The organism is Pseudomonas sp. MT92, assembly GCF_058792515.1.
In genome coordinates this window covers 149,230-169,160 of record NZ_JBXAFA010000010.1, presented here as the reverse complement: position 1 = coordinate 169,160, position 19,931 = coordinate 149,230, and the positions used below count along the sequence as shown (strand labels likewise).

The following is a 19,931-nucleotide window of genomic DNA, read 5'->3' as shown; positions in this document are numbered from 1 at the left end:
TGGAACCTGGTAAATCACAATGAGTCAGGTTAATTATGACCGCCGCTACTAGGCGCTAGACGCTATTGGTCTAAGGTTCGGGTGGCAACCTCGCGCCATTTCTGGTGGACTGGGCTTGCCGCCGCGTAAAGATCGCAGGGAGCTGTCACAGCCTGGTCACCTGGCGGTTCTACAGTAAGCACACACCTGAAGAGGAGACAGGCCATGTCCTTGCAAAACAGCAGAAATGACAAGATTCAAGTAATCCGCACACAGCCAAACCAGTCTCTGGGTTGCTCGATAATCGATGCCGATGGCCGCGAAGTACCGATCACTGAAGACATGATCCAGGCCGCGTGCCGTGAGCTGGAAAAGCGATTGGTCAAGCCTGCCGAACAAAAGTGATATAGCCACCGTCTTCTTTGACCCGGCCCCTGTTGGCCGGGTTTTTTATGCGCTTTTTTGACAGTGCTGCTCCCCACGTAATCAATGCGACGCCAATGCAGCCGCATGCCCTGTGGGAACGTGGCTTGCCCTCGATCGGCCCTACACGGCTTTCAGAGGGCCGACGCGCCCAACGCCGCTACGATCTGCCGCAACGCCGGCGAATCCCCTTCAATGCGCACTTTCAACCCATCAATCTCACGCCGCGATGGATAATTTTTGCGCAAAGCATCGAACGCCGCACGTTGCTCGCTCACGCTGCCTACAAGGCTGCGGCGGAAATCCGCGTCGTCACGGCGCGGGTCGTACACGCCGCGGCACAACATCGCCAGTGCCCAGGCCGGATCGCTTTCAGCACTCAGGGTAGCTTCGGACAACCACGGCGCCGGCAGCAAATCGCTCAGGCTGACCTCAGCCGATTGCCCGAGAAAATCGCAATACGCCTGGTAGATCTGCGCCGTTCCGCGCTGTTTGCCATCCAGGCTGTAGCCGGCAATGTGCGGCGTGGCCAGCACACAGAGTTCGGCCAGTGCCACATCGACCTCCGGCTCACCCTCCCAGACGTCGAGTACCGCTTGCAGGTCTTCACGTTGCAACAGCACCTGGCGCAGGGCGCTGTTATCCACCACGGGACCACGACTGGCATTGATCAGCCAGGTGCCGGGCTTGAGTCGGTTCAGGTGCTTTTGATCGAACAAATGCCAGGTGGAATGAGCGCCCTGTTTGGTCAGCGGTGTGTGCAGGCTGATGACATCGCACTGTTCGATGACCTGCTCCAGACTGACGTAATCGCCCCCTTCGGCAGCGTGGCGCGGCGGATCGCAGACCAGTACCTTCCAGCCCAGCCCCTGCAGGACCTTGACCAAGCGTCCGCCCACTTCACCGGCGCCGACCACACCGTAAGTTCGCCGAGTCAGATCGACGCCTTCGATTTCAGCCAGGGTCAACAGACTGCCGAGCACGTAGTCGACCACGCCACGGGCATTGCAACCCGGCGCGCTGGACCAGGTGATCCCGGCTTGTTGAAAATAATCCAGATCCAGGTGATCGGTGCCAATGGTGCAGGTACCGACAAAACGCACCTTGCTGCCTTCGAGCAACGCGCGGTTGACGTTGGTCACCGAGCGCACCAGCAACACATCGGCCTGTTCGACGGTGGCTCGGTCGATGGAACGCCCTGGCACCCGGCGGATTTCACCGAAACTTGCAAAGAAAGCATCGAGCAGGGGGATATTTTCGTCGGCAACAATCAACATGGCAGGCTCCTTAGGCGGATCGGCAGTGTAGGCGTAGAGGCGGGTGGTGAGCCAGCGTGCATTGTGCATCCTGGATATGAAGGACTTCATATTTCCTGTGGCGAGGGAGCATGAGGATTCATTCAAGCGGTTGATTACAAATCGCTAACACAGGTCTTTTCCTGACCGTTACGTCAACGCGTAGAATGCGCGCCTGCGCATCAATACCTTCTGGACGTTTTACCCTTGAATTCTGTGACCGACCGCTCCACCGCCACGCCCCTCAATCGCCCGGCCCGGGTTCGCCTCGAGCTGAAAAACCTGCTCGCCCTGGCGCTGCCGATCATGATCGCGCAACTGGCGACCACGGCCATGGGGTTCGTCGATGCCGTGATGGCCGGGCGGGTCGGGCCGCGTGACCTGGCCGCCGTGGCCCTGGGTAATTCGATCTGGGTGCCGGTGTTCCTGCTGATGACCGGTACTTTGCTGGCCACCACGCCGAAAGTCGCCCAGCGTTTCGGCGCCGGCACCCACAGCGAAATCGGCCCGATCGTGCGTCAGGCGCTGTGGCTGGCGCTGGTGGTGGGGTTGATGGCGACCGGCATTCTGTTCAGTGCCGAACCGGTTTTGCGCGTCATGAAGGTCGACCCCGAACTGATTGGCCCGTGCATGCAGTATCTGCATGGCATCGCCAGCGGCTTGCCTGCCGTCGCCATTTACCATGTGCTGCGCTGTTTCAGCGATGGCCTGGGCCGTACCCGCCCGGCGATGGTGCTGGGTCTGTGCGGGCTGGCGCTGAATATTCCTCTGAACTACATCTTCATTTATGGCCACTTCGGTGTCCCGGCCATGGGTGGCGTCGGCTGCGGTTGGGCCACGGCGATCGTGATGTGGGTCATGGCGCTGGGCATGGCCGGTTGGGAGCGCTGGGCGCCGGCGTACCAGTCGAGTGAATTGTTCAGCCGTTTCGACTGGCCGCAATGGTCGGTGATCAAGCGCTTGCTGGGTATCGGCCTGCCTATCGGCATCGCGGTGTTCGCCGAGTCGAGTATCTTTGCCGTGATCGCGCTGCTGATCGGCAGCCTCGGCGCCACCGTGGTCGCCGGGCATCAGATCGCCCTGAACTTCAGCTCGCTGGTGTTCATGATCCCCTACTCCCTCGGCATGGCTGTGACGGTACGGGTCGGCCAGGCGCTGGGCCGTCAGGAGCCGCGCGAAGCACGCTTCGCCGCCGGGGTCGGCATGGGCACGGCCCTGGCTTACGCCTGCTTGTCGGCGAGCATGATGCTGTTGCTGCGCGAGCACATCGCAACGATCTACACCGCTGACCCGACAGTAGTCAAAGTCGCGGCGATGCTGATTGTCTACTCGGCACTGTTCCAGTTTTCCGATGCGATACAGGTCACGGCGGCCGGTGCGCTGCGCGGTTATCAGGACACCCGGGTAACGATGATCCTGACGCTGTTCGCGTATTGGGGCATTGGTTTGCCGGTGGGTTACGTCCTTGGCCTGACCGATTGGTTCGGCGCACCGAGTGGCCCGAGCGGGCTATGGCAGGGCTTGATCGTGGGCTTGAGCTGTGCGGCGCTGATGCTGTCGATCCGCCTGACACGCAGTGCGCGCAAGCGGATTCGCATGAGTCATTCGCTGGGTTGACCCAATGGTGCAGGAGCGAGCGTCGGTTATTTGGACTTCTTGCGGATCCAGTACAGGTAAGTGCCTGCCTCTTCCTGCTGACCGACCAGTTCGTGATCGAGAAACACGCAGAATTTGGGGATGTCGCGCCGGGTCGACGGATCGGTGGCGATCACCTTCAGCAGACCGCCAGGCGCCAGGTCACGGATGTGCTGGTGCAACATCATCACCGGCTCCGGGCAGTTGAGGCCGGTGGCATCCAGGGTGCCGTCAACCGGTGTATCGATCATTTCACTCATGATTTACTCCTGAAACTGGCCGGCATTGTCGCGCAATGCCGGGTGTTCGGTCATCTGTGGCATTACGCCCGCTCCCACAGTTTTTAACTGCTCAGCGGGACTTCGGTTTCTTCACATCCAGCCGCCGCAAATGGCAGGTCACTTCCTCACGGTCGTGATACAGCTGTTTGCAGCCAATCTCGACCTTGATGCCCCGCGCCTTGAAGCCGTCGGCGATCCGCTCCAGCAGGCGCTTCACTTCGGCGTAACGCTGTTTCATCGGCAACTTGAGGTTGACCACGGCTTCGCGGCAATGCCCCTCGCCAATCCATTCTTCAAGCATCGCGGCGTTACGCGCCGGCTTCTCGACGATGTCGCACACCATCCAGTCCACCGGTTGCTTGGGCTTGAAGGTGAAGCCGTCGGCCATCAAATGTTGCACCAACCCGGTATCCATCAGGCTTTCGGCCATCGGGCCGTTGTCGATGGCGGTCACCAGCATGCCCCGATTGACCAGTTGCCAGGTCCAGCCACCGGGCGCAGCGCCCAGATCGACGCCGGTCATGTCGCCATGCAGGCGCTCGCCCCACTGGTCGCGCGGGATGAAATGGTGCCACGCCTCTTCCAGCTTCAGCGTCGAACGGCTTGGCGCCTCGCGGGGGAATTTCAATCGTGGTATGCCCATCGGCCACATCGCCGAGTTGTTCGCCTCTGCCAGGCCCATGAACACTTCACGACCGCTTTTGAAGGTCAGCAACAAACGCGGCTTGTGGGCGTCTTCCACCAGTTTCCCGGCTGCCATCAGCGCCTTGCGCAGGTGGACTTCGAATTTCTTGCAGAAATTCGACAACTCCTTGCCATCGTTGGTGTCGACCATCTCCAGCCACAGGCTGCCGCACAGCGGAAAGTCGGCCATATGGGCGAGGATCACGCTGATGCGATCGGTTTCCGGCAAATCGATAAAGATCCCCCGGGCCCACTGGCGCGGGAAAATCAATTGATCGAAACGCTGACCGCGCATCAGCCGTTCGGCGCCATCTTCTTCGGTGCAGACGAATTCGGCGCAGGCGCTGGCGGTCTTGGCCTTGGCATAACCGGCCACGTTCAGCCGCGCGGCGAGGTCGGAAATCTCGGAACAGACTTCGCCTTCGAAGCCCGGCCGGCAGTGCATAAAGAGGGTGTTCATTCTTACTCCTGGGCAGATGGCGAGACATTCAACCACTGCGCGATGCCCAGACTTGCGTTGAAGCAAAGCCTGTCACGAAAACCGGCGCATGATAACTGACTTCGGAACCTCGGACTTATCGATAGAGTCCAGTAATTAGCCAGCTACTCAAAACAGGGCTAGGTTTAATGCTCTGCCCGTCCCCTCCGTCCGTAGCCGTGCGGACTCAAAGGAGTGATTGCAATGCCCTCCCTCAATAGTCTGAACACCCTTAAAACCCTGCAAGTCGACGACAAGACCTATCACTATTTCAGCCTGCCGGATGCCGCCAGGAGCCTGGGCGATCTGGACAAGCTGCCGATGTCGTTGAAAGTGCTGCTGGAAAACCTGCTGCGCTGGGAAGACGAAAAAACCGTCACCGGCGCCGACCTCAAGGCGATTGCTGCCTGGCTCAAGGAACGCCGCTCCGACCGCGAAATCCAGTACCGCCCGGCGCGGGTGCTGATGCAAGACTTCACTGGCGTGCCCGCCGTGGTCGACTTGGCGGCCATGCGCGCGGCGATGGCCAAGGCTGGCGGTGACCCGCAACGAATCAATCCACTGTCGCCAGTAGACCTGGTGATCGACCACTCAGTGATGGTCGACAAATTCGCCAGCAGCAGCGCCTTCGAACAGAACGTCGACATCGAAATGCAGCGCAACGGCGAACGTTATGCCTTCCTGCGCTGGGGCCAGAGTGCCTTCGACAACTTCAGCGTGGTGCCGCCGGGCACCGGGATCTGCCACCAGGTCAACCTGGAGTACCTCGGTCGCACGGTCTGGACCAAGGACGAGGACGGACGCACCTACGCCTTCCCGGACACACTGGTGGGCACGGACTCCCACACCACCATGATCAACGGTCTGGGCGTGCTCGGCTGGGGCGTTGGCGGGATCGAAGCGGAAGCGGCGATGCTCGGCCAGCCGGTGTCGATGCTGATTCCCGAAGTGATCGGCTTCAAGCTCAGCGGCAAACTCAAGGAAGGCATCACCGCCACCGATCTGGTGCTGACGGTCACCCAAATGCTGCGCAAGAAAGGCGTGGTCGGCAAGTTCGTCGAATTCTATGGCGACGGGCTGGACGACCTGCCGTTGGCCGACCGCGCGACCATCGCCAACATGGCCCCGGAATACGGCGCCACCTGCGGTTTCTTCCCGGTGGACGAGGTGACGCTGGAGTACCTGCGCCTGTCCGGCCGCCCCCTCTCGACCGTCAAATTGGTCGAGGCCTACAGCAAGGCCCAGGGCCTGTGGCGCCTGCCGGGCAAAGAGCCCGTATTCACCGACAGCCTCGCGCTGGATATGGGCAGCGTCGAAGCCAGCCTCGCCGGGCCGAAGCGCCCGCAAGACCGCGTGTCGCTGCCGAACGTCGCGCAAGCGTTCAGCGATTTCCTCGGTGTCCAGCTCAAACCCACCAGCAAGGAAGAAGGCCGCCTCGAAAGCGAGGGCGGTGGCGGTGTGGCCGTGGGCAATGCGGACATGGCCGGCGAAGCGGACTATGAATACGAGGGCCAGACCCATCGGCTGAAAAACGGCGCGGTGGTGATTGCCGCGATCACCTCCTGCACCAACACCTCCAATCCGAGCGTAATGATGGCCGCCGGTCTGGTGGCGAAAAAAGCCGTGGAAAAAGGCCTGCAACGCAAACCCTGGGTGAAAAGCTCGCTGGCTCCTGGCTCGAAAGTGGTCACCGACTACTACAAGGCAGCCGGGCTCACGCAGTATCTGGATCAACTGGGTTTCGCCCTGGTCGGCTACGGCTGCACCACCTGCATCGGCAACTCCGGGCCGCTGTCGGAACCGATCGAAAAAGCCATCCAGCAGGCCGACCTTACCGTGGCCTCGGTGCTATCGGGCAACCGCAACTTTGAGGGCCGGGTGCATCCGCTGGTGAAAACCAACTGGCTGGCCTCCCCGCCGCTGGTGGTCGCTTATGCGTTGGCGGGCACGGTGCGCATCGACCTCAGCACCGAGCCGCTGGGTGAGGACCAGAACGGCAACCTGGTGTACCTGCGCGATATCTGGCCGAGCAGCAAGGAAATCGCCGAAGCCGTGGAGCAAGTCAACACCGCGATGTTCCACAAGGAGTACGCCGAAGTGTTTGCCGGCGACGAGCAGTGGCAAGCCATCGAAGTGCCGCAGGCCGCGACTTACGTCTGGCAGGCGGATTCGACCTACATCCAGCATCCACCGTTCTTCGATGACATCGGCGGGCCGCCCCCCGTGGTCAAGGACATTGCCGGCGCCCGCATCCTCGCGCTGCTGGGCGATTCGGTGACCACCGACCACATTTCACCGGCCGGCAACATCAAGGCCGACAGCCCGGCGGGGCGCTATCTGCGCGAGAAAGGCGTGGAGCCACGGGACTTCAACTCCTACGGTTCGCGGCGCGGAAACCATGAAGTGATGATGCGCGGCACCTTCGCCAACATCCGCATTCGCAACGAAATGCTTGGCGGCGAAGAAGGTGGCAACACCCTCTATATACCGACTGGCGAGAAACTGGCGATCTACGACGCAGCCATGCGCTATCAAGCCTCGGGCACGCCGCTGGTGGTGATCGCCGGGCAAGAATACGGCACCGGGTCGAGCCGGGACTGGGCGGCCAAGGGCACTAATCTGCTGGGGGTCAAAGCGGTCATCGCCGAAAGCTTTGAGCGTATTCACCGCTCCAACCTGGTGGGAATGGGCGTGTTGCCGCTGCAATTCAAACTCGACCAGAACCGCAAGAGCCTGAACCTGACCGGCAAGGAAACCCTGGACATCCAAGGCCTGACCGGCGTTGAGCTGACGCCACGGATGAACCTGAACCTGGTCATCACCCGTGAAGACGGCAAGAGCGAGAAAATCGAGGTGCTGTGCCGAATCGATACGCTGAACGAAGTGGAATACTTCAAGTCGGGAGGGATCTTACATTACGTGCTGCGGCAGTTGATTGCCTCATGACGGCGTACTGACAAAGACACCGCCTTCGGGCGGTGTTTTTTTTGGGATCACAAAAATCCATGTGCGGGCCTGCTCGCGATGACGGTGTACCATTCATGGACGATGATGAATGACCCTCTGCTATCGCGAGCAAGCTCGCTCCTGAACCGGAGATAGGGTCACCCCACAGAACGTCAGACACAAGGACTTGCAATGCTCGCCCTGCCATGGACATTTCTGGCCCTGCTCTCCCTCGGCTACGGCATGGCCCTGGCCTATGGTCACCTCGGCTGGTTCGCCGGAATCTCCGTCGCGTTGTTGCTGATGGCCGCTTTCGCCGCTCGCCAGCAAACAATTCAGTTCGGCCGCTGCCTCGGCCACGGCTTGTTCATCTTTCTGGCCCTGGCACTGGCGCTGCACTGGCTGCCCGGTTTCTACAATGGTCGCGTTATCGCCCCCCAGCGCTTCACCGACGACGCCTTGCCGTTTTCCATGTACCTGAATCTGGACAAACCCCTGATCGGTTTCTGGCTATTGTTGGTGTGCCCATGGATTGTCGGCCAGCGGTCGTTGCGAGTGTCCCTGTATGCCACCGCGCTGGCGTTGACCTTGAGTGCGGTGCTGGCACTGGGTGGCGCGCTGTTGCTGGGCGTCATCGCTTGGGCGCCGAAATGGCCGGACCAGGCCTGGATCTGGCTGCTCAACAACTTGCTACTGGTAACACTGGTCGAAGAAGCACTCTTTCGCGGCTATATACAGGGTGGCCTGAACCGTTGCCTGAAAAACCTGGCTTATGGCGAAAACCTCGCCCTGCTGCTCACCTCACTGCTGTTCGGCCTGGCGCATGCCGGTGCGGGCTGGCAATGGGTACTGCTGGCGAGCCTGGCCGGCGTCGGTTATGGTCTGGCCTACCGTTTTGGCGGACTGTCTGCCGCCATCGCCACCCACTTCGGTTTGAACCTGCTGCACTTCGGACTGTTCACCTATCCAATGCTCACCGGCTGACGCATGGGTCATTTTGCGACGCACCACCGATAATCGAAAATTCGTCTCAACAAATAGCCATGGGTGCCGATACAGCACTTGAAAGCCTTGCGGATAAAAAAAAGCCATGCGTAACAACCAACCAATTACACAACGCGAACGGACCTTTCCGGCTCAGCAACGGTTGATTTCCACCACTGATGCCAAAGGCCTGATCACCTACTGCAACGACGACTTCGTCGACATCAGCGGGTTTTCTCAGGAAGAACTGATCCGTGCCCCGCACAACCTGGTGCGTCACCCCGACGTCCCGGCCGCGGTGTTCTCGCACATGTGGGCAACACTGAAACAAGGCTTGCCATGGATGGGTATCGTCAAGAATCGCTGCAAGAGCGGTGATCACTACTGGGTCAACGCCTATGTGACGCCGATCTTCGAAGGCAATCAGGTGATCGGTTACGAGTCGGTGCGGGTCAAGCCCACCGCGGAGCAGATCCGCCGTGCCGAAGCGCTTTACCAGCGCATCAATCAGGGCAAGTCGGCCATTCCTTCCTCCGATAAATGGTTGCCGATTCTGCAGGACTGGTTGCCGTTCATTCTGGTCAGCCAACTGAGTTTCATGATTGGCGCCACGCTGAACTCCCACTGGGGGTTTGCCCTGGCCGCCGGTCTCTCGGTGCCCCTGGGCCTGATGGGCCTGGGCTGGCAACAACGCGGGATCAAGCGCTTGTTGCGACTGGCCGAGCAGACCACGTCCGACCCGCTGATCGCGCAGATGTATACCGACAGCAGCGGTGCCCAGGCACGTCTGGAGATGTCGATCCTCAGCCAGGAAGCCCGCCTGAAAACCTGCCTGACCCGCCTGCAGGACACCGCCGAGCACCTGACCGATCAGGCGAAACAATCGGACACCCTGGCCCACAACAGTTCCTCGGGCCTGGAGCGCCAGCGCGTCGAAACCGAGCAGGTGGCCACCGCCGTCAATGAGATGGCCGCCACCACCCAGGAAGTCGCCAGCCACGTGCAACGCACCGCCGACGCTACCCAGGAAGCCAATCGCCTGACCAGTCGCGGCCGTGACATCGCCGGGGAAACCCGCGAAGCCATTCAGCGCCTGTCGGTGGTGGTCGGGGAAACCGGCCAGACCGTGACCCAACTGGCCAAGGACAGCGACGAAATCGGCGGCGTGGTCGACGTGATCAAAGGCATCGCCGACCAGACCAACCTGCTGGCACTCAACGCTGCTATCGAAGCGGCCCGCGCCGGTGAGATGGGTCGCGGTTTTGCAGTGGTGGCCGATGAAGTACGCCAATTGGCGCAACGCACCAGCGAATCCACCGGGCAGATTCACGCCCTGATCGCCAAGCTCCAGCAAACGGCCAGCACAGCGGTGCAGACCATGGAAGCCGGGCATCGTCAGGCTGAAGAAGGCGTGGCGCGGGTACTGGAAGCGGATCAGGCCTTGGTCGGCATCAGCGAAGCGGTGGCCAACATCACTGACATGACCACCCAGATCGCTGCCGCGACCGAAGAGCAAAGCTCGGTCGCCGAGGAGATCAGCCGCAACATCAGCAACATTTCCATCCTCGCTGACCAAACCTCGGAACAGGCTCAGAACTCGGCGCTGCTGAGTGAAGAGCTGACCAAAACCGCGAATACCCAGTATTCGTTGGTGGAGCGGTTCAACCGCTGATTGCTGCCAGAAAAACAAAACCCGGATCGCGAAAGCTTCCGGGTTTTTTTGAGCCTGTAGACGGGATGCTGCCGGGTCGTCCCGCGACGGGACCATCACAACCTCAACAAACCCTCACCGAAGGAATAAAGCCACCTTCTGCGCTGCAGCCGCCAAGTGCTGCTCATGACTAAACCCCGAAGCCTTCAACGGCTTCAAGTCGTGATCCCCCGCAACCAGCCACATGACCTCGATGCCCGGCGATAACACATACCCCTCGACCGTCTCGCGATTGCCCAGCGCATCCCGCTCGCCTTGCACGATCAGCGTCCGCGCCTTCAACCCCGCCAGATGTTCCACTCGCGGTTTCTCCGGCTTGCCCACCGCATAAAACGGATAGCCCAGGCACACCAACGCATCAGCGCCCATTTCATCCGCCAGCAAACTGGCCATCCGCCCGCCCATGGACTTGCCGCCGATGGCCAGGCGCCCAGTGACATGACGTCGCACCACGGCGTACACCTCGCGCCAGCACTCCAGCAGCTTCGGTGCCGGGTTGGGTGGGCGCTTGCCGCCGTCGACACGCCTCTGCGCCATGTATGGAAATTCAAAGCGCAGCACGTTGACGCCTTGCGCCGCGAGGCGTGTGGCCATGTCGTTCATCCAGTCGCTGTCCATCGGCGCTCCGGCACCATGGGCCAGGATCAAGGTCGCGTGCGCGGGCGCCACGCCGGCATCCCACCGCCATCCATGATCCCGCACGCACTGCGCCCATTGATCCCCGTCAATACCGGCCATGTGCTTCTTGTCCATGCTTGCCTCGCTTTTAGTCTGCCTATAACTCCGGCCGAAGAGTGCACTGCCTTGCGCAAGCGCGCTCACTTCAGCTGAACCGTGGATGGGGAACCATGAACACTTCTATCAGTACCGCCTACAACTACAAGGTGGTCCGCCAATTCGCCATTATGACGGTGGTGTGGGGCATCGTCGGCATGGGGCTCGGGGTTTTTCTCGCTGCCCAGTTGGTCTGGCCCGAACTCAACTTCAACTTGCCGTGGACCAGTTTCGGCCGTTTACGCCCGCTGCACACCAACGCGGTGATCTTCGCCTTCGGCGGCTGCGCCCTGTTCGCCAGTTCGTTCTACTCGGTGCAGCGCACCTGCCAGACCCAGCTGTTCGCGCCAAAAATCGCCGCGTTCTGCTTCTGGGGCTGGCAACTGGTGATCCTGCTGGCCGCCATCAGCCTGCCGCTGGGGTACACCAGCTCCAAGGAATACGCCGAGCTGGAATGGCCGATCGATATCCTGATCACCATTGTCTGGGTCGCCTATGCCGTGGTGTTCTTCGGCACGATCATGAAGCGCAAGACCAAGCACATCTACGTCGGTAACTGGTTCTTCGGTGCGTTCATCGTCACCGTGGCGATTCTGCACATCGTCAACAACCTTGAGCTGCCGGTGAGCTTGACCAAGTCCTACTCGGTGTATGGCGGTGCGACCGATGCCATGGTGCAGTGGTGGTACGGGCACAACGCCGTGGGCTTTTTCCTCACCGCCGGTTTCCTGGGGATGATGTATTACTTCGTGCCCAAACAGGCCGAGCGCCCGGTGTATTCCTATCGCTTGTCCATCGTGCACTTCTGGGCGCTGATCACCCTGTACATCTGGGCCGGTCCGCACCACCTGCACTACACCGCGCTGCCGGACTGGGCACAGTCGCTGGGCATGGTGATGTCGCTGATCCTGCTGGCGCCGAGCTGGGGCGGGATGATCAACGGGATGATGACGCTCTCGGGTGCCTGGCATAAGTTGCGCAGCGACCCGATCCTGCGCTTCCTGGTCGTGTCCCTGGCGTTCTACGGCATGTCGACCTTCGAGGGGCCGATGATGGCGATCAAGACCGTCAACGCGCTCTCCCACTACACCGACTGGACCATCGGCCACGTACACGCCGGCGCCCTCGGCTGGGTGGCGATGATCTCCATCGGCGCGCTGTACCACATGATCCCGAAAGTCTTCGGTCGCCCACAGATGCACAGCATCGGCCTGATCAACGCGCACTTCTGGCTCGCGACTATCGGCACCGTGTTGTACATCGCCTCCATGTGGGTCAACGGCATCGCCCAAGGCCTGATGTGGCGTGCAGTCAACGAAGACGGGACGCTGACCTACTCCTTCGTTGAAACCCTGGCGGCCAGCCACCCGGGCTTCATCGTGCGGCTGGTAGGTGGTGCGATCTTCCTCAGCGGCATGTTGCTGATGGCTTACAACACCTGGCGCACCGTGCGGGCCTCGCAGCCTGCCGACGCCGCCGCTGCCGCGCAGATGGCCTGAGGAGTCCGCCATGAAACACGAAACCATCGAAAAAAACGTCGGCCTGCTGCTGTTGCTGATGATCTTTGCCGTGAGCATCGGCGGTCTGACCCAGATCGTCCCGCTGTTCTTCCAGGACGTGACCAATAAACCGGTGGAAGGCATGAAGCCCTACACCGCGCTGCAACTCGAAGGCCGCGACCTCTACATCCGCGAAGGCTGCGTCGGCTGCCACTCGCAGATGATCCGTCCGTTCCGCGCCGAGACCGAACGCTACGGGCACTACTCGGTGGCCGGTGAAAGTGTCTGGGACCACCCGTTCCTGTGGGGCTCGAAACGCACCGGACCTGACCTGGCCCGGGTCGGCGCGCGCTACTCCGATGACTGGCACCGCGCGCATTTGTACAACCCGCGCAACGTTGTGCCGGAATCGAAAATGCCGGCCTACCCGTGGTTGGTGGCCAACGCGCTCGACAGCAGCCACACCGAGACCAAGCTGCGCGCCATGCGCACCCTCGGCGTGCCGTACACCGACGAAGACATCGCCGGTGCGACCGAGTCGCTCAAGGGCAAATCGGAAATGGATGCCCTGGTTGCCTACCTGCAAGTGCTCGGCACTGCGATCAAGAGCAAGAGGTGAGCCGTGGTCTTTGAAATAAGCAGTGGAATGATTCGCGGCCTGGGCACGGTCGTGGTGTTCGTGGCCTTTGTCGGCCTGGCGCTCTGGGTGTTCAACGGCAAGCGCAATCCGGACTTCGCCGAAGCGCGCCTGTTGCCATTCGCCGACGAGCCGCAACCCGACAGTGTCACCCCCCAAGAATCCGCAACAAGGAGTACCCGGACATGACCACCTTCTGGAGTACGTGGATCTGCGTACTGACCATCGGCAGCCTGATCGGCCTGACCTGGCTGCTGATCGGCACCCGCAAGGGCGAAACCAAGGGCAGCGTCGACCAGACCATGGGCCATAGCTTCGACGGCATCGAGGAGTACGACAATCCGTTGCCGCAGTGGTGGTTCATGCTGTTCGCCGGCACCCTGGTGTTTGCCGTGGGCTACTTGATCCTCTATCCGGGCCTGGGCAACTGGAAAGGCATCCTGCCCGGCTACGACAACGGCTGGACCGGCGCGCACGAATGGGAAAAGGAAATGGCCAGGGCTGATGCGAAGTTCGGGCCGATCTTCGCCAAGTTCGCTGCCATGCCGCTGGAAGAAGTAGCCAAGGACCCGCAAGCGTTGAAAATGGGCGGGCGCCTGTTTGCCTCCAACTGCTCGGTCTGCCACGGCTCGGACGCCAAGGGTGCATTCGGCTTCCCCAACCTGACGGACCTTGATTGGCGCTGGGGCGGCAACGCTGACACCATCAAGACCACCATCATGGGTGGGCGCATGGCGGCGATGCCGGCCTGGGGTGAAATCCTCGGTGAAGCCGGCGTGAAAAACGTCGCGGCCTATGTGCGCCATGGATTGGCCGGCCTGCCGCTGGCCGCCGACAGCGGTGCGGATCTGCAAGCCGGACAGCAACTGTTCAGCACCACCTGCGTCGCCTGCCACGGGGCAAACGGCCAGGGCACTGAAGCCATGGGCGCGCCGAATCTGACGCACCCGACCGGTTTTATCTACGGTACAAGCCTGGCGCAGCTGCAACAAACCATCCGCCATGGTCGCCAGGGCCATATGCCAGCGCAAAGCGAACTGCTCGGCAACGATAAGGTTCAATTGCTGGCGGCGTATGTGTACAGCCTGTCGCACGCTGCCGGTACCGAGCGCTTGCAGGCTGAAGGCAAAACCGAGTAATCGATGACCGCTCTACTGCCGCATTCTCCGGAATGCGGCAGTTTCCCGCCCCTTTGCGACCCATTGTCGCACCCTCATTCAGTCTTCCTTTCGGTTCGCCAGATTCGGGTCTAAGCTTGCTCCGATGCGGACTGGCAAGTACCGGTTCCAGGTCGACCCTAACCGATGTGTTCGACGATTCAGCTCGATGACAGGCCGCAAAGGCTGGTAGATACCGGCTGTCGCGCGAATTGCCATCGGTCACCTGATCGTTGCGATTGAACACACCTCGTTACATGTGACCTGACCCCCTTGCCTATTTAGTCCGGCGGGACAAATTGCCGGCGTGCAAATTTGTCCTTACGCGGCGCATGGAAAGGCCGCAGAATCAGCATTTGAAAGCATTGACCCAGGTCATGGCGCGTTGCAATGACCCCCCGCTTTCTACATACTTGCGGCCGATTTTTAATCCTAATAAAACACCCAAACCGTGGAACCTTAGAATGAGCACAGCAATCAGTCCGACTGCTTATAACTATAAGGTAGTCCGCCAGTTCGCCATCATGACGGTGGTCTGGGGGATCCTTGGCATGGGGCTCGGTGTCTTCATCGCCTCACAGCTCGTATGGCCGGAATTGAATTTCGGTCTGCCGTGGACGACTTTTGGACGCCTGCGCCCGTTGCACACCAACCTGGTGATTTTCGCCTTCGGTGGATGTGCACTGTTTGCCACTTCTTATTATGTCGTGCAGCGAACCTGCCAAACGCGACTGATTTCCGACAGCCTCGCGGCCTTCACCTTCTGGGGATGGCAAGCGGTGATCGTCGGCGCCATCGTTACCTTGCCGCTGGGTTACACCACCACCAAGGAATACGCTGAGCTGGAATGGCCCCTGGCCATTCTGCTGGCCATCGTCTGGGTCACCTACGCTCTGGTGTTCTTCGGCACCATCGTCAAGCGCAAGACCAAGCACATTTATGTGGGTAACTGGTTCTACGGTGCCTTCATCCTCGTGACCGCGATGCTGCACATCGTCAACCACGCCTCCCTGCCAGTCAGTTTCTTCAAGTCCTATTCCGCCTACGCAGGTGCGACGGACGCGATGATCCAGTGGTGGTACGGCCACAACGCCGTGGGTTTCTTCCTGACCACCGGCTTCCTGGGGATGATGTACTACTTCGTGCCGAAACAGGCCGAGCGTCCGATCTACTCCTATCGCCTGTCCATCGTGCACTTCTGGGCACTGATCACCCTGTACATCTGGGCCGGTCCGCACCACCTGCACTACACCGCGCTGCCGGACTGGGCCCAATCCCTGGGCATGGCGATGTCGATCATCCTGCTGGCTCCGAGCTGGGGCGGCATGATCAACGGCATGATGACCCTGTCGGGCGCCTGGCATAAGCTGCGCACCGACCCGATCCTGCGCTTCCTGGTCGTGTCCCTGGCGTTCTACGGCATGTCGACCTTCGAAGGCCCGATGATGGCCATCAAGACCGTGAACTCGCTGTCGCACTACACCGACTGGACCATCGGCCACGTACACGCCGGCGCCCTGGGCTGGGTAGCGATGATCTCGATCGGCGCGATCTACCACATGATTCCGAAACTGTTCGGCCGCACGCAGATGCACAGCACCGGCCTGATCAACACGCACTTCTGGCTCGCGACCATCGGTACCGTTCTGTACATCGCTTCGATGTGGGTCAACGGCATCACCCAGGGTCTGATGTGGCGTGCGATCAACGATGACGGCACCCTCACCTACTCGTTCGTCGAAGCACTGCAAGCCAGTCACCCTGGTTACATCGTCCGCGCACTGGGCGGTGCATTCTTTGCGACCGGCATGCTGTTCATGGCCTACAACGTATTCCGTACCGTACGCGCCTCGAACCCGGTTGAAGCCAAAGCCGCCGAACAGATTGCTGTAGTTGGAGCTCACTGATGAAGCATGAAGCAGTCGAGAAGAATATTGGCCTGCTGGCCTTCTTCATGGTTATCGCCGTCAGTATCGGCGGCCTGACCCAGATCGTTCCGCTGTTTTTCCAGGACGTCACCAACAAGCCGGTCGAAGGCATGAAGCCGCGCACCGCCCTTGAACTGGAAGGCCGCGACATTTACATCGCCAACGGTTGTGTCGGCTGCCACTCGCAGATGATCCGCCCGTTCCGCGCTGAAACCGAGCGTTACGGCCACTACTCGGTCGCCGGTGAAAGCGTCTGGGACCACCCGTTCCTATGGGGTTCCAAGCGTACCGGTCCGGACCTGGCCCGTGTCGGCGGTCGTTACTCCGATGACTGGCAGCGTGCGCATTTGTACAACCCGCGCAACGTCGTGCCCGAGTCGAAAATGCCGGCCTACCCGTTCCTCGTGGAAAACAAGCTCGACGGCAAAGACACCGCCAGGAAAATGGAAGTCTTGCGCACGCTCGGCGTCCCTTACACCGACGAAGACATCGCCGGCGCCAAGGATGCTGTGAAGGGCAAAACCGAAATGGACGCGCTGGTGGCCTATCTGCAAGGCCTGGGCACCATCATCAAAAGCAAACGGTGATCTAGATGGATATCGGGATGATTCGTGGCCTGGGCACCGTCGTCGTGATGGTGGCCTTTATCGGTCTGGCCTTGTGGGTATTCAGCCCCAAGCGCAAGTCGGAGTTTGAAGACGCGACCTTGCTGCCTTTCGCGGATGATCCCGAAGCCATCAAGCACGTCGAGCAAGCTTCTAGGAGTAACAAAGAATGACTACATTCTGGAGTCTGTATGTCACAGTCCTCAGTCTCGGTACGATCTTTTCCCTGACCTGGCTGCTGCTGTCGACCCGCAAGGGCCAGCGCACCGAGGTGACGGAAGAGACGGTTGGCCACTCCTTCGACGGGATCGAGGAGTACGACAACCCACTGCCGAAATGGTGGTTCATGCTGTTCGTGGGCACCATCGTTTTCGCCCTGGGCTACCTGGTACTGTATCCGGGCCTGGGCAACTGGAAAGGCCTGTTGCCAGGTTACAACTACCTGGATAACGAGAAGCAGACCGCGTTCGCCAACGGCCAGAGCGGCTGGACCGGCGTTCACGAGTGGGAAAAGGAAATGGCCAAGTCGGACGCCAGGTTCGGTCCGATTTTCGCCAAGTTCGCTTCCATGCCAATCGAAGAAGTCGCCAAGGACCCACAAGCCCTGAAGATGGGGGGCCGCCTGTTCGCCTCCAACTGCTCGGTTTGCCACGGTTCCGACGCCAAGGGCGCCTATGGTTTCCCTAATCTGACCGACGCCGATTGGCGCTGGGGCGGCGAGCCGGAAACCATCAAGACCACGATCATGGGCGGCCGTCACGCGGTCATGCCGGCGTGGGCTGAAGTGATCGGTGAACAAGGCGTTGCCGACGTTGCCGCATTCGTGGTGACCAACCTCGATGGCCGCAAGCTGCCGGAAGGCACCAAGGCTGACCCGGTTGCCGGCCAGAAACTGTTCGCGGCCAACTGCGTGGCCTGCCACGGTCCGGAAGGCAAAGGCACCCCGGCAATGGGCGCACCGAACCTGACCCACCCCGCCGCGTTCATCTACGGTTCGAGCTTCGCTCAACTGCAGCAGACCATCCGTTACGGCCGTCAGGGCCAGATGCCTGCGCAAGAGCAACTGCAGGGTAACGACAAGGTTCACCTGCTGGCCGCTTATGTCTACAGTCTGTCTCACGGCGAGAAGGCTGCGGCGGCAGACGCTCAGTAAGGCAAACGCTCGACGCAACGCAAAAGACCCCGTCATTCGACGGGGTCTTTTTTTTGTAATCGCAAGACATGATCCCGATCACACAGCCCCTTTGCCGTAATGCTGGGCTAACGTTGTCACCGATACCTCAAGACCGGGCAGCTATACTTCACCTGTCAATTGACCTGCATCATGTTTTGTTACATTCGCTACACCATCTATGAATTTCACCCAACGCGACCAAAGGTCGCACCCTTGGGCCAGAGCGACAGGCGTATCATTGCGCCACTGCAACACCTCTTTTTGACCGCGGCCAGCATGTACTGACCGAGGCATTTTTCCACTGCCGTGGGATGCAATGATGAGCAACCAGATTCCGGTACACGACGTCACACCGCCCAGCAAAAACGCGAACAACAGCGTCGATCTCTACGCCTCTCGAGAAAAAATCTACACCCGCGCCTTCACCGGCCTGTTCCGCAACCTGCGGATGATGGGCGGCGCCTTTTTATTCCTGTTGTATTTCGGCACGGTCTGGTTGAGCTGGGCGGGCCATCAGGCCGTCTGGTGGAATCTGCCGGAGCGAAAATTCTTTATTTTCGGCGCGACCTTCTGGCCGCAGGACTTCATCCTGCTCTCGGGCATTTTGATCATCAGTGCCTTCGGCCTGTTCTTCATTACGGTGTACGCCGGGCGGATCTGGTGCGGCTACACCTGTCCGCAGAGCGTCTGGACCTGGATTTTCATGTGGTGCGAAAAGGTCACCGAAGGCGACCGCAACCAGCGCATCAAGCTCGACAAAGCGCCCATGAGCGCCAACAAGTTTCTGCGTAAACTCAGCAAGCACACCCTGTGGCTGCTGATTGGCTTTGTGACCGGCATGACCTTCGTCGGTTATTTCTCGCCGATTCGTGAGTTGGTTATCGACTTTTTCACCGGCGAAGCCGATGGATGGTCATATTTCTGGGTCGGATTCTTCACCCTCGCCACCTATGGCAACGCCGGCTGGCTGCGCGAACAGGTGTGCATCTACATGTGCCCGTACGCACGTTTCCAGAGCGTGATGTTCGACAAGGACACGCTGATCGTGTCCTACGACCCGCGTCGTGGCGAAAGCCGTGGCCCGCGTAAAAAAGGCGCCGACTACAAAGCCCAGGGCCTGGGCGACTGCATCGACTGCACCATGTGCGTTCAGGTCTGTCCCACCGGCATCGACATTCGCGACGGCCTGCAGATTGAGTGCATCGGTTGCGCCGCCTGCATCGATGCCTGTGACAGCATCATGGACAAAATGGAGTACCCGCGCGGGCTGATCAGCTACACCACCGAGCACAACCTGTCCGGGCAGAAAACCCACAAACTGCGCCCGCGCCTGATCGGCTATGCCGTGGTGCTGCTGGCGATGATCAGTTTGCTGGTCACTGCGTTTTTCATGCGTTCGCTGGTAGGTTTCGACGTCAGCAAGGACCGCGTGCTGTACCGTGAAAACGCCGAAGGGCGGATCGAAAACGTCTACAGCCTGAAAATCATGAACAAGGATCAGCGCGACCACACCTACGTGCTGGAAGCCGCCGGTCTGCCGGACCTCAAACTGCAAGGCCAGCGCGAAATCAAAGTGGCGGCCGGCGAGATCGTGAGCCAGCCGGCGGAACTGTCCGTAGCACCGGAACACCTGCCGTCGAGCACCAACGAGGTGAAATTCATCCTCAAGGATGCCGATGACAACAGCATCCACGTTGAAGCCAAGAGCCGATTCATCGGCCCACAAAATCGTTGAGAGAAG

General features: G+C 60.4%; 18 protein-coding genes. 14 read left to right on the top strand and 4 right to left on the bottom strand.

What is annotated here, in order from left to right:
* Window positions 1-204: 204 nt before the first annotated feature.
* Window positions 205-384 (top strand): PA1571 family protein, encoded by a 180-nt coding sequence (locus AC1Q6D_RS19640; RefSeq protein WP_047531384.1) that lies wholly within the window; start codon window positions 205-207, stop codon window positions 382-384.
* 152 nt (window positions 385-536) lie between these two features.
* Here AC1Q6D_RS19640 and pdxB read toward each other — a convergent pair whose 3' ends face one another.
* Window positions 537-1,679, bottom strand: coding sequence for a 4-phosphoerythronate dehydrogenase PdxB (gene pdxB / locus AC1Q6D_RS19635; protein ID WP_103402743.1), 1,143 nt, complete (start codon window positions 1,677-1,679; stop codon window positions 537-539).
* 225 nt (window positions 1,680-1,904) lie between these two features.
* Between pdxB and AC1Q6D_RS19630 the strand changes: the two genes are divergently transcribed.
* A complete protein-coding gene (locus AC1Q6D_RS19630) occupies window positions 1,905-3,314 on the top strand; it encodes an MATE family efflux transporter (RefSeq protein WP_103402662.1) in 1,410 nt (469 codons plus the stop codon).
* 26 nt (window positions 3,315-3,340) lie between these two features.
* On the opposite strand, the gene tusA is transcribed toward AC1Q6D_RS19630, so the two are convergent.
* On the bottom strand, window positions 3,341-3,592 hold the full coding sequence (gene tusA / locus AC1Q6D_RS19625; RefSeq protein ID WP_103402661.1) for a sulfurtransferase TusA: 252 nt from the start codon (window positions 3,590-3,592) through the stop codon (window positions 3,341-3,343).
* 91 nt (window positions 3,593-3,683) lie between these two features.
* The gene (rlmM, locus tag AC1Q6D_RS19620; RefSeq protein WP_103402660.1) at window positions 3,684-4,757 is read right to left on the bottom strand and encodes a 23S rRNA (cytidine(2498)-2'-O)-methyltransferase RlmM; all 1,074 of its coding nucleotides are present in this window, start codon (window positions 4,755-4,757) and stop codon (window positions 3,684-3,686) included.
* Window positions 4,758-4,979: 222 nt separating this feature from the next.
* Between rlmM and acnA the strand changes: the two genes are divergently transcribed.
* The 3 genes from acnA to AC1Q6D_RS19605 all read left to right on the top strand — a co-directional run bounded on the left by acnA (window position 4,980) and on the right by AC1Q6D_RS19605 (window position 10,377).
* Window positions 4,980-7,721, top strand: coding sequence for an aconitate hydratase AcnA (acnA, locus tag AC1Q6D_RS19615; protein ID WP_103402659.1), 2,742 nt, complete (start codon window positions 4,980-4,982; stop codon window positions 7,719-7,721).
* 192 nt (window positions 7,722-7,913) lie between these two features.
* Window positions 7,914-8,705 (top strand): CPBP family glutamic-type intramembrane protease, encoded by a 792-nt coding sequence (locus tag AC1Q6D_RS19610; RefSeq protein WP_103402658.1) that lies wholly within the window; start codon window positions 7,914-7,916, stop codon window positions 8,703-8,705.
* Between the two features lie 106 nt (window positions 8,706-8,811).
* Complete coding sequence (locus tag AC1Q6D_RS19605) at window positions 8,812-10,377, top strand: methyl-accepting chemotaxis protein (RefSeq protein ID WP_103402657.1); 1,566 nt, start codon at window positions 8,812-8,814, stop codon at window positions 10,375-10,377.
* 114 nt (window positions 10,378-10,491) lie between these two features.
* On the opposite strand, the gene AC1Q6D_RS19600 is transcribed toward AC1Q6D_RS19605, so the two are convergent.
* Complete coding sequence (locus AC1Q6D_RS19600; RefSeq protein ID WP_103402656.1) at window positions 10,492-11,169, bottom strand: alpha/beta family hydrolase; 678 nt, start codon at window positions 11,167-11,169, stop codon at window positions 10,492-10,494.
* A gap of 95 nt (window positions 11,170-11,264) precedes the next feature.
* Between AC1Q6D_RS19600 and ccoN (AC1Q6D_RS19595) the strand changes: the two genes are divergently transcribed.
* The 9 genes from ccoN (AC1Q6D_RS19595) to ccoG all read left to right on the top strand — a co-directional run bounded on the left by ccoN (AC1Q6D_RS19595) (window position 11,265) and on the right by ccoG (window position 19,925).
* On the top strand, window positions 11,265-12,689 hold the full coding sequence (gene ccoN / locus AC1Q6D_RS19595; protein WP_103402655.1) for a cytochrome-c oxidase, cbb3-type subunit I: 1,425 nt from the start codon (window positions 11,265-11,267) through the stop codon (window positions 12,687-12,689).
* Window positions 12,690-12,699: 10 nt separating this feature from the next.
* Window positions 12,700-13,308: a cytochrome-c oxidase, cbb3-type subunit II gene (gene ccoO / locus AC1Q6D_RS19590; protein ID WP_047531409.1), complete on the top strand. Its 609-nt coding sequence runs from the start codon at window positions 12,700-12,702 to the stop codon at window positions 13,306-13,308.
* 3 nt (window positions 13,309-13,311) lie between these two features.
* Window positions 13,312-13,515 (top strand): cbb3-type cytochrome oxidase subunit 3, encoded by a 204-nt coding sequence (locus tag AC1Q6D_RS19585; protein ID WP_103402654.1) that lies wholly within the window; start codon window positions 13,312-13,314, stop codon window positions 13,513-13,515.
* A complete protein-coding gene (gene ccoP / locus AC1Q6D_RS19580) occupies window positions 13,512-14,465 on the top strand; it encodes a cytochrome-c oxidase, cbb3-type subunit III (protein WP_103402653.1) in 954 nt (317 codons plus the stop codon). Before AC1Q6D_RS19585 ends, ccoP (AC1Q6D_RS19580) begins: the two co-directional genes overlap by 4 nt.
* A gap of 482 nt (window positions 14,466-14,947) precedes the next feature.
* Window positions 14,948-16,390 carry a cytochrome-c oxidase, cbb3-type subunit I gene (gene ccoN / locus AC1Q6D_RS19575; RefSeq protein ID WP_103402652.1) on the top strand — a complete coding sequence of 481 codons (1,443 nt, stop codon included), beginning with the start codon at window positions 14,948-14,950 and terminating at the stop codon, window positions 16,388-16,390.
* Complete coding sequence (ccoO, locus tag AC1Q6D_RS19570) at window positions 16,390-16,998, top strand: cytochrome-c oxidase, cbb3-type subunit II (protein ID WP_047531418.1); 609 nt, start codon at window positions 16,390-16,392, stop codon at window positions 16,996-16,998. The genes ccoN (AC1Q6D_RS19575) and ccoO (AC1Q6D_RS19570) overlap by 1 nt, the downstream gene beginning before the upstream one ends.
* Window positions 16,999-17,003: 5 nt before the next feature.
* Window positions 17,004-17,189: a CcoQ/FixQ family Cbb3-type cytochrome c oxidase assembly chaperone gene (locus AC1Q6D_RS19565; RefSeq protein ID WP_003175465.1), complete on the top strand. Its 186-nt coding sequence runs from the start codon at window positions 17,004-17,006 to the stop codon at window positions 17,187-17,189.
* Window positions 17,186-18,169, top strand: a complete 984-nt coding sequence (gene ccoP, locus AC1Q6D_RS19560) for a cytochrome-c oxidase, cbb3-type subunit III (protein WP_103402651.1) — start codon at window positions 17,186-17,188, stop codon at window positions 18,167-18,169. The genes AC1Q6D_RS19565 and ccoP (AC1Q6D_RS19560) overlap by 4 nt, the downstream gene beginning before the upstream one ends.
* A 340-nt stretch (window positions 18,170-18,509) precedes the next feature.
* Window positions 18,510-19,925, top strand: coding sequence for a cytochrome c oxidase accessory protein CcoG (gene ccoG / locus AC1Q6D_RS19555; RefSeq protein ID WP_103402650.1), 1,416 nt, complete (start codon window positions 18,510-18,512; stop codon window positions 19,923-19,925).
* Window positions 19,926-19,931 lie beyond the last annotated feature (6 nt).